The organism is Erwinia sp. E_sp_B01_1 (assembly GCF_036865545.1).
Taxonomy (GTDB): Bacteria; Pseudomonadota; Gammaproteobacteria; order Enterobacterales; family Enterobacteriaceae; genus Erwinia.
In genome coordinates this window covers 893894-907821 of sequence record NZ_CP142208.1, presented here as the reverse complement: position 1 = coordinate 907821, position 13928 = coordinate 893894, and the positions used below count along the sequence as shown (strand labels likewise).

The window sequence follows — 13928 nt, the reverse complement described above, 5'->3', positions numbered from 1 at the left end:
TTTTCACCCTGCCTTTAAGCCCGGTCAGGCTCACACGCTGACTGCGAAACCACGCAGCACCGGATAAAAAAGGGCAGTATTTACTCATACTGCCCTGCACTTTACGGTGAAGCTAAGGTTAAAACCGGGGAAAGAAAACATTTACCCGGCAATCGGACTCTCCTCTACGCAGGTTTCGGCGCGGGATGAACCACTGGCTGGTGGAAAAGCGGGTAGGCAATGCTGGTCACAACCAGACTGATAATCCACGAAATATCCACATCAGGAATTAAGTTGGCACAGGGACCCGAGAAGAAAGCATTTTCAACAAAAGGTATCTGTACAATAATCCCACTGAAATAGATCAGCACAGCCCGGGTATTGAGCAATCCATAGCGTCCGCCGTTGGCACTGAATATGGCGGGAATATCATAGGTTTTTTTATTGATATAATAGAAATCAATCAGATTTATAACGCTCCACGGAATTAATACGGAGATCAACGCCCTGATGAGATTAATAAAGAACGAGACGAAATTATCTGATGCGGCAAGGGCAACCATAATACAGGCGATGAGCACTACTGATGAAAATATGACCCGTCCTGCTGCGCCGGGCGTCCATTTGGGTTTGAACGTCTGCACGCCAGTAATCAGCGCCAGCACCGCACCATAAAGATTCATGGAGTTATGGCAGATGATGTTAATCAGAAACAGCACCATCAGTATCGGCCCTAACCAGCCGGTTGCGGCACGTACTGACGCCATCGCATCACTGCCCTGTGGGGCAATATTCACCGCCATCATACCAAACACAAAAGCCAGGATCGTTCCGCCACAGGCGCCAAGCCAGGTTGAGAGAAAGGGTTTTGCCGTTCCAACTTTTGCTGGAAGATAACGCGAATAGTCGGAGGTGTAAGGGGAAAAACTGATTTGCCACACCGCACCTATACAGAAGGTACCGAACCATCCGGCGGCACTGAAAGATCCGCGCTGCCAGAAATCCTGCGGCAGAGGCTGATTCAGCATTAATACCAGCCCGGTAATCAGGGCGATCCCCATGACCCAGGCACCCACTTTGTTAATTTTATGGATGAAGTGATAGCCAACCATGCCAATCAAGGTTGCGGTGATCCCCCCGATAACAGTCGCGATATTCACCGGGATAACAGGGATAACGTTATTAATTACCTGTCCTGAAAGGGAGATATTCGATATAAAAAAGCCCAGATAGATGACTGAAGTAAAGCTGATTACCAGCAGTGAGCCATAGCGACCAAACTGCGCGCGACTTTGTACCATCTGTGGGATACCCACTTTTGGTCCCTGCGCGGAAGTCAGGGCTAAAAATATCCCACCAAAAAGATGGCCGGCTATAATAGCGGTCAGGGCTGAAAGAATATTCAGGTGAAAGGTTTGCGTTGCGATTGCCCCGGTAACAATCGCCAGCGGCGCAATATTTGTACAAAACCATAAGGTAAACAGGCTCCGGGGTTTTCCATGTCGCTCTGATTCCGGCACATAGTCCACAGACTTATTTTCGATAATCGGACTATTCCGTATTTTAGTAGTCACTCGACCCTCCAGCGATGGAAATAGGGGGAGGATGTTAACGCAATTTAATTATTATAGCAAAAATGCCCTGGTCCTTCGGGAGGAAATGGAAAGGGTTAGCTTATATTTTTAAATATGTCGCTCTGATTTCTAATACAAATTATTTCAATTTCATCGCCCTATATTGGGCTACTTAAGCTACGTATTAAAACTATTTATCATTACTCTGTTTTTTAAAAAATCAGGACGGGCAATCAGGAGATTTATCGCCACGCTGCCTGAACGTTAGCCAGAATTTCATCTGTAAATCTGCTGCAAAATGTCCTACTGCACGCTGGCTAAAATAGCCACATCCCGGCGGCGATCGCTCGCCGCATCTTCCAACTAACTGAAAAATGGGAAAAAGGGTATTAATACTTTATCGTTTATAAACCCTGTTATTAGTAAGTGATTATTCGCTTACCGTAAATCCAAGCATCATGCCGGTATCTTCATGTTCCAGCAGATGACAGTGCGCCATATAGGCCTGATCTTTGCTGGCGGTGTGATTAAAGCGTACCAGCACCTCACTGCGCCATCCTTCCACACGGACGATATCTTTCCAGCCGCTGCGGTGTGCGGCAGGCGGTTTGCCATTCTCTGAGAGGATGCGGAACTGCGTGCCGTGAATATGGAACGGATGCAGCATTTCATCGCCTTCGCCAGAGATAGTCCACTTCTCCACGACGCCACGCTTAACGTCAAAAGAGGGAGTGCTCATATCAAACGGCATGCCGTTGATCTTATTGCCACTATGGAAATCGTAAGCCGCGGATTTATTCCCCTCTGACATTGCGCCGTGGTCCATCCCCGCCATATTGCCGCCATCGCCTGACATTTGACTGGCGTCCATCCCCGCCATTTTACTGTGATCGCTGCCCTGCATCTGGCTGTGATCCCCGCCCTGCATGGAATTCTGGCTCCCTCCCCCATCACCATCATTATCATGGGCATCACCACTCATCCCCGCCATAGCGGCATGGCCATACTTTTCCATTAGCGCCAGCATGCCGCGGCGGTCGAGTTCGGGATCCATGGTCAGCTGCAGCCAGCGCTCTTTAATGCCCTGCTGAGCAGGAAGTTCAGGGATCTCAACCAGCTTATCGGGCAATGAGCCGCTGGCGAGAATTTGCAGAGGAACAATATGCAGCACCGGCAGAGGTTGATTAAAGGGGCTAAGGGTCATGCCCATCTGGCGAACCGGCAGGGTCTGCAAATCAAACTCTTTGCCGTCGCGGGTATCCACCATGATTTCGAACCGTTCACCGGGCATCATCGGCAGTTCGCTTAGTTGCACGGGTTCAGCCAACAGGCCGCCATCGCTGGCAATGACATACATTGGACGGCGATCGCTGGTAGTCAGATTAAGGGTACGCGCGTTACAGCCGTTCAGCATCCGCAGGCGCAGCCAGCCCCGCGGCACGGCATGCTGCGGATAAATCGCCCCGTTGGTCAGCATAGTGTTGCCAAACCAGCCCACGGCGGCGCTCATCATATCCAGCTCATACTCAATTTTGCTGCCGTCGCCGCTCAGCCTTTTGTCCTGCAGGATCACCGGGATATCATCCACACCCCAGATTTTGGGCAACAGTAACTTTTCTCCTGCGATGTCTTTCACGATGACCAATCCTGCCAGCCCCTGCGAAACCTGATAACCGGTTCTGCCATGCAGATGGGGGTGGAACCAGCAGGTTGCTGAAGGTTGATCGGGAGTAAAGGTCAGGCTGCGACTCTCCCCTGGCGCAATAACAGCCTGGGGACCGCCGTCGACCTCACCGGGAATTTCCAGACCATGCCAGTGTACCGTCGTCGCTTCGGGCAGCGTATTACGCACGTTCAGCGTCACAGGCTTGCCACGCTCCAGTTGGATCGCCGGGCCGAGCAGATCGCCATTGTATCCCCAGGTTGGCACAGTTTTGCCCTGCCAGACCGTTTTCCCGGTGCGGGCGGTGATGTTCATTACTCCACGCGGATCCGGCGTCAGCAGACTGGGGATCGGCAATTCCGGACGGCGTTCGGCAGCCATCAGGGAGGTGCTCCACAGTGGCAGCGCGCTGGCGGCACCCATAGCGGCGGTTAGCTTAATAAAATCACGACGTTGCATTATTCCAACCCGGTTTTTGCAGGGAATTCTTGCCTGGCAGCATAAACCCTCCCCTACCGGGAAGGTCAAGCTTTGCCGCTTTTTGCCGAAAAAAATGCCTGAAGAGCGACTTTTCTGCCGCAAAATAGTCTGAACCCTGATAATAACTGTGCTAACGTCAGTCTATTACAATCGGTTGAGATCAATTATGAAGAAAAGCATCAAGGCTCTGTTGTTACTGAGTCTCTTTGGCTTCTCGTCGACAAGTTTTGCCCTTAGCGAGTCAGAAGCAGAAGACCTGGCCGATTTGACGGCTGTCTTCGTCTACCTGAAAAATGACTGCGGTTATCAGGATCTTCCCGACGGCCAGATTCGCCGCGCGCTGGTCTTTTTTGCGCAGCAGAATCACTGGGATTTGGCGAATTACAGCAGCTTTAACATGAAAGCTCTCGGTGAAGAGAGTTATCGTGACTTAAGCGGTATTGCCGTCCCTAATGACACCAAATGTAAATCACTGGCTCGTGATTCCCTCAGCCTGCTCGCTTACGTGAAGTAACCCCCTTTTATGCCGTTTCCTGCTGATGATTTGACCGTGCAACCACGGTCAGAGTTAGCTATCATGTCGCGCCCATTTTTGCGGCTGTTATGCGGAGGAGAGCCCCACCATGACCGAAAATGAAATGTGGTATGAAACGCTTCATGCCGGGTTTGGACAGTACTTTTCTGTCGATAACGTTCTGTACCGTGACAAGACCGGCCATCAGGATCTGGTCATCTTTGAAAATGCCGCGTTTGGTCGCGTTATGGCGCTGGACGGTGTGGTACAAACCACCGAGCGCGATGAGTTCATTTATCATGAGATGATGACGCACGTTCCGCTGCTGGCGCATGGCGCGGCAAAACGCGTACTGATTATCGGCGGTGGTGACGGGGCGATGCTGCGTGAAGTCAGCCGTCATAAGACTATTGAACAGATCACCATGGTGGAAATTGATGCCGGCGTGGTGACCTTCTGCAAACAGTACCTGCCGAACCACAGTGCGGGCGCTTATGAAGATCCACGTTTCAAACTGGTAATTGATGATGGCGTAAACTTCGTCCGTCAGTGCCAGGAAAAGTTCGATGTGATCATCTCTGACTGCACCGATCCTGTCGGGCCAGGCGAGAGCCTGTTTACTTCAGAATTCTATGAAGGATGCCGCAACTGCCTTAATGAGAATGGCATCTTCGTGGCGCAGAATGGGGTTTGTTTCCTGCAGCAGGATGAGGCGCTCAACAGCCATCGCAAGCTGGGCCATTATTTTGACGATGTCAGTTTCTATCAGGCTGCCATCCCAACTTATTACGGTGGCATCATGACGTTTGCCTGGGCGAGTGATAATCCAGCCCTGCGTCAGCTTGATACGGCCACCATACAGGCGCGTTTCGCAGCGGCCAACCTGAGCTGCCGCTACTATAATCCGGCTATCCACACTGGCAGCTTTGCCCTGCCACAATATTTGTTGAATGCTCTGGCCGACTGACCGGGCATTTAAGGGGGTGAATGAATTGCAAAAGCTGAAACTACATGGCTTCAACAACCTGACAAAGAGCCTGAGTTTTTGTATCTACGATATCTGTTACGCCAACACAGATGCAGAGCGTGACGGATACATTGCGTACATTGATGAGCAGTATAATGCTAACCGCCTGACGGAGATCCTCAGCGAAACCTGTTCGATCATCGGCGCTAACGTGCTGAATATTGCCCGTCAGGATTACGAACCGCAGGGTGCCAGCGTGACCATTCTGGTCAGTGAAGAGCCGGTTGATCCCAAAGATATTGATACTTCAGAACATCCTGGCCCGTTGCCCAATTCGGTGGTGGCGCATCTGGATAAAAGCCATATCTGCGTGCATACCTACCCGGAGAGCCATCCGGAAGGCGGCCTTTGCACCTTCCGCGCGGATATTGAAGTCTCAACCTGTGGCGTAATTTCCCCGCTGAAGGCGTTGAATTATTTAATACACCAGCTGGAATCTGACATTGTCACCATCGACTATCGCGTGCGCGGCTTTACCCGTGACGTGAACGGGGTGAAACATTATATCGACCATCAGATCAATTCAATTCAGAACTTTATGTCTGAAGATATGAAATCGATGTATGACATGATGGATGTGAACGTCTATCAGGAGAATATGTTTCATACCAAGATGCTGCTGAAAGAGTTCGATCTGAAACACTATCTTTTCAACACCAGACCGGAAGACCTGACGCCGCAGGAACACAAGCGGATCACCGATTTGCTGTGGAAAGAGATGCGTGAGATTTACTACGGGCGCAACATTCCGGCCGTGGGTTCAAAAACGCTGTAAAAGAAGCAGAGTGCTAAAAAAGCGGGTTACCTGGTGGTCGCCCGCTTTTTTATTAACAGAACAGACGAAAATCGGAAGGTACTTTTTAGTGCCCGGAAGCAGAAACGGCTCTGTCTGTTCATCTGTAACCTTCAGGACCGGGTCAGCGTCAGCGTGAATGACTGCTCTTTCAGGTCGTCCTGTCCTTCCTGACTGAGACGCGCGTCAGTAATGATATCGGTAAGGTTGTGCAGCGGTGAAACGCAAAACAGTGACCACGAGCCGTATTTACTGCTGTCTGCCAGCAGAACACGGCGCCGCGCATTGGCCAGCAGATCCTCTTTTAACCCGGCTTTCTCTTCCGTCGGCGTGGTGATGCCCTTTTCCAGGCTCCACGAGTTACAGCTGACAAAAGCCACGTCCGGATAGATATTCCTCAGCAGCCGGCGGCCATGATCGCCAATGCAGGACTGGCTGGAATCATCAATGCGCCCCCCGATAATCGTCACTTCAATCTGTTTAAATTCAGAGAGAAACAGCGCGATATGCAAATCTGAAGTGATCACCCGCAGCGGCAGATGCGTGAGCTGGCGGGCCAGCTCCAGCATCGTAGTACCGGCATCCAGTACCACCGAATCCCCTGACTTCACCAGGCTGGCCGCAGCCTGAGCAATGGCCTGTTTCTCGGCCAGATTGCGCTGCATTTTTTCCAGCGTGGTCGGCTGATTAGGGATAAACCGGTTCAGGGTGACACCGCCGTGCGTCCGGCTGATGACCCCTTCCTGATCGAGCTTAATGAGATCCCGCCGGATGGTTGCTGGCGACGCAGAAATTGCGGCCACCAGCTGATCGACGGTGACCAGATTATGGCTTTTCAGATAGTCCATAATCTGATCGAGGCGACTTTGTCCCTTCATATGTCCTTATGCGAGCTGCATCGCTAGCTTTATGGAAATCGCCATGCTCTCAGACTTCGCTTTACCTGTCCAGGCAATATCAAAAGCGGTTCCGTGGTCTGCCGAAGTCCTGATAAACGGCAGTCCCGCGGTGATATTTACCCCATCATAGAAGCCCATAAGCTTCAGCGGAATGTGTCCCTGATCGTGATACATCGCCACAACCATATCGTACTGGCCTTCATAACATTGCAGGAAAACCGTGTCTGGCGGGCAGGGTCCAGCCACGTTCAGGCCCTGAGCTTTCATCGCCTCAACCGAAGGGCCGACGATGGTGATCTCTTCATCGCCAAACAGACCATTTTCACCGGCATGCGGGTTAACCCCGGCTACTGCAATGCGTGGATTTTTAAAACCAACACGTTTCAGGAAGGTATCCGCCATGCCAATTACCGTCTCCACACGTTCGCAGTTCAGAGTATCCAGGAACTTACGCAGCGCAATATGGGTGGTAACGTGGATCACTTTCAGGCGATCGGTATAGAGCACCATCGCGTAGTCTTTGCTGTCAGTCAGCTGCGCCAGCAATTCAGTATGGCCAGGGTAAATATGACCGGCAGAATGCAGCGCTTCTTTATTCAGCGGTGCCGTGGCAATGGCCTGCACCTCGCCTGCCATCGCCAGTCCGGTTGCCCGCCTGACACAGCGGTAAGCAAGATCGCCCGCTGCAACCTGTACCACGCCTGCTTTCAGCGCTTCAGGATCGGCCAGAGGCTCATCGATGATATTGATTATTCCCGGCGCGAAGTGCGCATCGGCCACGTTATCCAGCACGCGAAGCTCTGCCTGTGGGGTGATCCCCATCGCCATAATCCGGCGTAACGTGCTGGCGCATCCCACCACCACTGCGGGCGCGCCAGACAGTTCGCCCTCTGCCAGTGATTTGATGATAATTTCCGGGCCAATTCCCGCCGGATCGCCCATGGTAACCGCAATAATTTTACTCACTCGCCTTCTCCTCAATAAAACGAAAAACTTCTACCAGGGTGGTTTCATCACCAAAACCGCCAGCCTTGGTGAGCACCAGCAGGTCATTTTTACTTTTCAACAGGTGGCCGTATGGCACGCAGCCTGCCACCTGCCCGACAATTCTGAAGCCTTCAGCGCCTAACCCTTTTGCCACGGCAATCGCCACATCCCCGCCGGAAAGATAGAGTGCGGAAGGGGTCATCCCGCTGACCACATCCCGCGTCAGGCTGGCCAGAAAAGCACAAATCTTTTCGCCAAGCTGCTGACGGCTGAGGCCATTGCGGACACATAATCCCTGAATGGCCCGCCGCTGGCTCTCATGCTGGCAGGTCCGGATCACGCAGTGTTGTCCTTGTTGCAGTGCGGTTATCGCGCTTTGACGCCACAGAGGTGCATCACGCCAGCCGGTAAAAAGCTGTTCAATATCCACATCCACCAGCGTCACGGCGTGGTGCTTTTGCAATTCACTCAACTGCCGATGGGCAATTTCACTCATCGATCCCACTACCGCCAGTACCGGGCTGGTGCCAGGAGATAAGGAAGTCCGTACTGCGTTGTCGTTTTCCGCCGGGGCAGCAAAAGGGGAGGTCGCCGGACCAGCACTGACGCCGCCAGGGCAGGTCCCCTCTCCCTGGATCTCTGCTGCCAGCGCATCACTCAGCCCGGAAGCACCGGCCAGCAGGGGCCGCTGAGATAAAGCTGCGGCGGCCCGCATAATGCGGCGTAAATCTTCATCACACTCTGCATCGATCGCAATCAACCGGTTGCCCTGCTCTATCGCCGCCTGAAGCTCGTCATTAAGCGAGCGGCCGCGAACGCTTGATAAAGGAATAAGCGTGGAAGGCAGCGTGCTTTGCTCCCCAAGCCGTGCCTGGACGCTTGCGTGGTGCACAGGTGTTTTTGGATCGCTGGCAAACTCTGTCTCAGTGAGCAGAACCCCATGAACAAAGCAGTTGCCGCCCAGGGTTGTCCGGCCAGAAGCAGGAAAGGCAGGTACCACCAGCGCGACAGCAGCCCCGCTCGCCCGTAAAGCCGCTTCAATTTCCGCGCCGGGATTGCCCCGCAGCGTGGAGTCCATTTTCTTAAAGATCCAGCCATCACGGGCTACATCTGCCCAGCGCTCAACCGCCACTTTGGTTCTTCTGGCTGCCTCTGCCGGGCTGGCTGCTCTGCTGTCGGTACTGACCACCCACACATCAGCACCTTGGCTTTGCGCCTGCGCTTCCACGTCAAACAGCACGTTGACCCGCGCTCCGGCTGATGCCAGCCCGCTACCGGCATCGTTAGCACCGGTAAAGTCATCTGCGATAACCAGCACGGGGGTAGTCCACTGAAAGCGCGACATCTTATCTCCTGCACGTCGTACGGGCCTGCTGCCCTTTTGATAATGATTATATTCAATCATGATTGATTATATGTGAGCAAGATCAAATTAATCGAAATCAATTTATCTTATAAAATTAGGCAGCACTCGCTCAGACAGGCGAGTAAATGACGAATTACAATCACCCGCTGACAGCGGGCAGAGACAGGGTAAGGCGAATGAATATTAACAGCACGATCATCAGTGGTTATCAGACCCTTAATGATATTGGTTATCTGCTTGAGAACCGGCAGCACGTCCTGCTGGTCACCGACAAGAACATCGCGGGGATCCCGGCGGTGCAGGCGCTGATCGGGCAGATCGGCGAAAAAGTGGCGACGGTGAAGATGGTCGATTCTGTACCTCCTGAGCCAAGCCAGCATGATGTGGCTGCCATTCTGGCCACGCTGGAGACCCGGGGTGTCGATCTGGTGATTGGCATCGGCGGCGGCAGCGTGCTGGATGTTGCCAAACTGCTGTCGGTGTTGTGTGTGGAGCAGGCTCCCACGCTTGAAGCGCTGCTGAACGGTGAAAAACCGCAGACCCGTACCGCCTCTTTACTGATCCCAACGACCGCAGGCACCGGTTCCGAAGCCACGCCTAACGCGATTCTGGCCATCCCCGAGAAGGAGACTAAGGTCGGGATTATCTCCCCGGTGATGCTGCCGGATTATGTGGTACTGGCACCGGAGCTGACGACCAGTATGCCGGCGCATATCGCCTCGTCCACCGGCATTGATGCGCTCTGCCATCTGATTGAGTGCTTCACCGCCACGGTCTCTAATCCGGTCAGTGATAACTACGCACTGATTGGCCTGAAGAAATTATTTACCAGCCTGGAAACAGCGGTTGCCGAGCCAACCAATCTGGCCGCACGTCTGGATATGCTGTGGGCTTCTTATTATGGCGGTGCCGCTATTGCTCATGCCGGAACGCACCTGGTCCATGCCATGTCCTATCCGCTGGGCGGCAAATATCACATTCCCCACGGCGTGGCGAATGCCATCTTGCTGGCGCCCTGTATGCGCTTTGTGCGTCCGGCCGCCGTCACCAAATTTGCACAGGTTTATGACCTGCTGCCGGAGGCTGATGACGCACTCACCGAAGAAGAGAAATCCGTGGCGCTGGTCGACTACTTCTCCGCGCTGGTTAAGCGTCTGAAGCTGCCTGCCAGCCTGGATGAGCTGGGGATCAATGCCGATCACCTGCCCTACCTGGTTGAAGCCGCACTGGATGTGCAGCGCCTGATGAAAAATGTTCCTGCCCCGGTCAGCGCCGGTGACGTCCGTGACGTCTACCTGACGCTGTTCCCGGCCCAGAATCACTGACAGATTACGAGGAAATCATGAGCAAAAAAATTACCGGCGTGCTGACCGCCATCGTCACCCCTTTCACCGCTGAAGGTGATTACAACGAACCGGCCATGCGCGCGCAAATCCAGCGCCAGCTTGCTGCGGGTAACGGCATCTTTTGTGGTGGCACCAACGGCGAATTTTTCGTGCTGAACGAGCAGGAAAAACTGGCCGTGACCAAAACCTGCGTCGAAGAAGTGGCCGGCAAAGCCTTTGTGGTAGCGCATGTGGGTGAAATCTCCACCCGTGAAACCATCCGCCTGGGCAAACAGGTTGCCGCACTGGGCGTGGATGCCGTTTCGGTGATCACCCCATACTTTGTGCCACTGAAGCAGGAAGAGCTGATCGCGCATTACGAAGCGGTAGCGGATGCGCTGGATGTCCCGGTGTTCCTATACAACATTCCTGCCCGCACCGGCAACACCCTGGAGCCGGAAACCGTCCGCAAACTGGCTGCTCACCCGAACATTATCGGCATCAAAGACAGTGCGGGCAGCTATGAAAGCCTCAGCGGTTTCCTGAAGGCGGCGGAAGGAATGGATAATTTCGACGTGCTGAACGGGCCGGATTCGCTGATTCATCAGGGATTTGTTGATGGCTGCTCTGCCTGTATCTCAGGGCTGGCGAACGTGGCACCCAAAGAGATTAATGCTATCTGGGCGCGCTTCCACGCCGGGGACATTGAAGGCTCCCGCAAGGCACAGGAAAACGTTACCGGCCTGCGTACCGACCTCTACAGCGTGGCGTTCTCACCGGCTGCGGTGAAAAAAGCCGTGGCGCTGATGGGCCATGACGTCGGTGAAAGCCGTTATGCCGTGCGCTTCAGCGCAGAACAAGAGCAGCGCATTCGCCAGATTGTTAATCAGTACACCCAATAATTTTTTTGCGGCGGCACCCCGGTGCTGCCTGCGTTAACATCAGGATAACCGTAATGAAAGTGATTTGTACTTCGCCCTCATTTGCTAAATACGATGACCAGCCGGTTCGGGATCTTCAGGCGCAGGGATTCGAGCTGATAACCCTGCCTGCGGATGCGCCGCTGAGCGCCCTGGCACCCCATCTGGCTGACACCGTGGCAATGATTGTGGCTTTCACCGACGTTAATGAAGCCCTGCTGGAGCGTGCGCCCCGGCTGAAAATTATCTGCAAGCACGGTGTCGGCGTCGACAATATCGACCTGTCAGCCAGCCAGGCCAGAGGCATCTATGTGACCAACGTCCCGGATGCCAACAAGCATGCGGTTGCTGACTTTGCTTTTGCTCTGATCCTCAATGCGGCCCGGCAGGTAACCACCGCCGCGATTGAAACCCGTGCCGGTCACTGGCCGCGTATTTTTGCCACCGATGTCTACGGTAAAACCCTGGGCATTATCGGGCTGGGCAACATTGGCAAGCAGGTTGCCCTGCGTGCCAGCGGTTTCAATATGCGGGTACTGGCCTTTGATTTTTATCCCGACCAGAAATTCGCGGCTGAACATAACGTTCAGTTCGTCTCGCTGGATCAACTGACCGCAGAGAGTGATTTTATCACGCTGCACACGCCGCTGACCGATGAAACCCGCAATCTGTTTGATGCCACCCGCCTGCGCAATATGAAGAAATCCGCCTTTCTGTTTAATGTCTCACGCGGTGGTGTGGTCAGTGAAAGCGATCTCTATCAGGCGCTGGCCGACAACGTTATCGCCGGGGCAGCGGCAGATGTGTTCGATCATGAACCGCTGACTGAACATCCGCTGTTTACGCTGAACAATTTTATTCCAACCTCACATATCGCGGGTTATACCGACGGCGCCATCAGCGCGATTGGTGAGCGCTGTGTGCAGCAGATTATTCAGTGCATCAGGCAGCAACGACCCCCTGCTAACATCATGAATTCGCTCTGAAACATCTGGGGCGCTGTTCCCGCCCCGCCCAATAAGCCGAACGATGAGTCGGCCAATAACAACCTCTGTACCGGGCTATCACTATGAATAATCATGCAGGAAACACCCGTATTCGCTGGTGGATTGCAGGGCTGATGTGGCTGGCTATCGCCATAAACTACATCGACCGTACTGTACTCTCCGCGGCAGCACCGCATCTGATTGATGAGCTGAGTCTGGATCCGGAAATGATGGGCTTTATCATGGCCGCGTTTTTCTGGTCATATTCGCTGCTGCAGATCCCGGCTGGCTGGTTTGCCGATCGTTACGGTCAGAAAAAAGGGCTGGGATTAGCCGTCGCCTGGTGGTCGATTGCCACCTCCATGATGGGTCTGGCTACCGGCTTCAAATCTTTGCTCGCGCTGCGTCTGGCATTGGGCGTGGGTGAAGCGGCAGCCTACCCCAGCAACGCCGGTATCACCGCGCGCTGGTTTCCGGATAAAGAGCGCGCCACCGTCTCCGGCCTGTTCGACAGCGCATCCAAGTTTGGCGGTGCCGTGGCGATGCCGCTGATCGTCTGGATGATCTATATGGTGGACTGGCGACTGACCTTCCTGATCATCGGAGCCGTTGGGTTGTTCTGGGTGATCGCCTGGTACTTTATCTATTCGGAAAATCCGGAAGATCATAAAAGCATCAGCCCACAGGAAGTGCGCCTTATCCGCGAGGGCCAGGCCCGTCAACACGGTGATAAAAGCGTCAAACCGATGAAGTGGTACAGGCTGCTGCGCTACCGCAATATCTGGGCGATGTGTATCGGCTTCTTCACCATCAACTACACCTCTTACTTCTTTATCACCTGGTTACCGACCTATCTGGTGAAAGAGAAAGGCATGGACTTCATCAAAATGGGGATGATTGCCGCCCTGCCTCTGCTTTGCGGCATGGTGATTGAAGTGCTGGCTGGCTGGGCTTCCGACCGGATAGTGCACAAGAAAATTCTCTCACTAACGGCAACCCGTAAGCTGTTTCTGACTATCGGCCTGCTGATGGCCCTGTGTATTGGTTTTGCTCCCTTCACCGACTCGGTATTTATGACGGTACTGCTGCTCTGTATTGCCAAATCTGGCACCACGGTGGCGGCTTCACAGGTCTGGGCCTTGCCGGGTGATGTGGCACCAAAAAACAGCGTCTCTATCGTGGCTGGTCTGCAAAATACCGTTTCCAATATGGGGGGTGCCGTGGGCCCGATTGTCACAGGTGCCATCGTAGCGGCTACCGGGTCCTTTACCTGGGCGCTGGTCTTCTCCGCCGCACTGGTGGTAGTTGGTATCGTGAATTATCTGTTCCTGCTGGGCAAAGTCGAACCTATTCAGGATGAAGAACCCTCCCCGTCACATCAGGTGTCGCCAGGGCGAGCCTGACCCTACGGCCTG

At 53.7% G+C, this 13928-nt stretch carries 12 protein-coding genes; 7 read left to right on the top strand and 5 right to left on the bottom strand.

Annotation, left to right across the window (positions count from 1 at the left end; all coding sequences use genetic code 11):
• Nucleotides 1-164: 164 nt before the first annotated feature.
• A complete protein-coding gene (locus VRC33_RS04260) occupies nt 165-1553 on the bottom strand; it encodes a cytosine permease (RefSeq protein ID WP_338561189.1) in 1389 nt (462 codons plus the stop codon).
• Nucleotides 1554-1983: 430 nt separating this feature from the next.
• A complete protein-coding gene (cueO, locus tag VRC33_RS04255; protein WP_338561187.1) occupies nt 1984-3675 on the bottom strand; it encodes a multicopper oxidase CueO in 1692 nt (563 codons plus the stop codon).
• A gap of 187 nt (nt 3676-3862) precedes the next feature.
• Here cueO and VRC33_RS04250 point away from each other — a divergent pair, with 187 nt between their 5' ends.
• The 3 genes from VRC33_RS04250 to speD all read left to right on the top strand — a co-directional run bounded on the left by VRC33_RS04250 (nt 3863) and on the right by speD (nt 6012).
• Nucleotides 3863-4210 (top strand): YacC family pilotin-like protein, encoded by a 348-nt coding sequence (locus VRC33_RS04250; RefSeq protein ID WP_338561185.1) that lies wholly within the window; start codon nt 3863-3865, stop codon nt 4208-4210.
• A 109-nt stretch (nt 4211-4319) separates the two neighbouring features.
• A complete protein-coding gene (gene speE, locus VRC33_RS04245; protein ID WP_338561183.1) occupies nt 4320-5177 on the top strand; it encodes a polyamine aminopropyltransferase in 858 nt (285 codons plus the stop codon).
• Nucleotides 5178-5202: 25 nt separating this feature from the next.
• Nucleotides 5203-6012 (top strand): adenosylmethionine decarboxylase, encoded by an 810-nt coding sequence (speD, locus tag VRC33_RS04240; protein WP_338561180.1) that lies wholly within the window; start codon nt 5203-5205, stop codon nt 6010-6012.
• A gap of 131 nt (nt 6013-6143) precedes the next feature.
• Here speD and VRC33_RS04235 read toward each other — a convergent pair whose 3' ends face one another.
• Genes VRC33_RS04235 through VRC33_RS04225 form a run of 3 tightly spaced genes read right to left on the bottom strand, consistent with a single transcriptional unit; the run spans nt 6144 to nt 9261 of the window.
• Nucleotides 6144-6908, bottom strand: a complete 765-nt coding sequence (locus VRC33_RS04235) for a DeoR/GlpR family DNA-binding transcription regulator (protein ID WP_338561177.1) — start codon at nt 6906-6908, stop codon at nt 6144-6146.
• Nucleotides 6909-6914: 6 nt separating this feature from the next.
• Complete coding sequence (locus VRC33_RS04230) at nt 6915-7895, bottom strand: D-threonate 4-phosphate dehydrogenase (protein WP_338561174.1); 981 nt, start codon at nt 7893-7895, stop codon at nt 6915-6917.
• A complete protein-coding gene (locus VRC33_RS04225; protein ID WP_338561172.1) occupies nt 7888-9261 on the bottom strand; it encodes a four-carbon acid sugar kinase family protein in 1374 nt (457 codons plus the stop codon). The genes VRC33_RS04230 and VRC33_RS04225 overlap by 8 nt, the downstream gene beginning before the upstream one ends.
• A gap of 197 nt (nt 9262-9458) precedes the next feature.
• Here VRC33_RS04225 and VRC33_RS04220 point away from each other — a divergent pair, with 197 nt between their 5' ends.
• The 4 genes from VRC33_RS04220 to VRC33_RS04205 all read left to right on the top strand — a co-directional run bounded on the left by VRC33_RS04220 (nt 9459) and on the right by VRC33_RS04205 (nt 13916).
• Nucleotides 9459-10607, top strand: a complete 1149-nt coding sequence (locus tag VRC33_RS04220; RefSeq protein WP_338561170.1) for an iron-containing alcohol dehydrogenase — start codon at nt 9459-9461, stop codon at nt 10605-10607.
• 17 nt (nt 10608-10624) lie between these two features.
• Nucleotides 10625-11509: a dihydrodipicolinate synthase family protein gene (locus VRC33_RS04215; RefSeq protein ID WP_338561167.1), complete on the top strand. Its 885-nt coding sequence runs from the start codon at nt 10625-10627 to the stop codon at nt 11507-11509.
• Between the two features lie 53 nt (nt 11510-11562).
• Nucleotides 11563-12513: a phosphoglycerate dehydrogenase gene (locus VRC33_RS04210; protein WP_338561164.1), complete on the top strand. Its 951-nt coding sequence runs from the start codon at nt 11563-11565 to the stop codon at nt 12511-12513.
• A gap of 83 nt (nt 12514-12596) precedes the next feature.
• Complete coding sequence (locus tag VRC33_RS04205) at nt 12597-13916, top strand: MFS transporter (RefSeq protein ID WP_338561162.1); 1320 nt, start codon at nt 12597-12599, stop codon at nt 13914-13916.
• Nucleotides 13917-13928 lie beyond the last annotated feature (12 nt).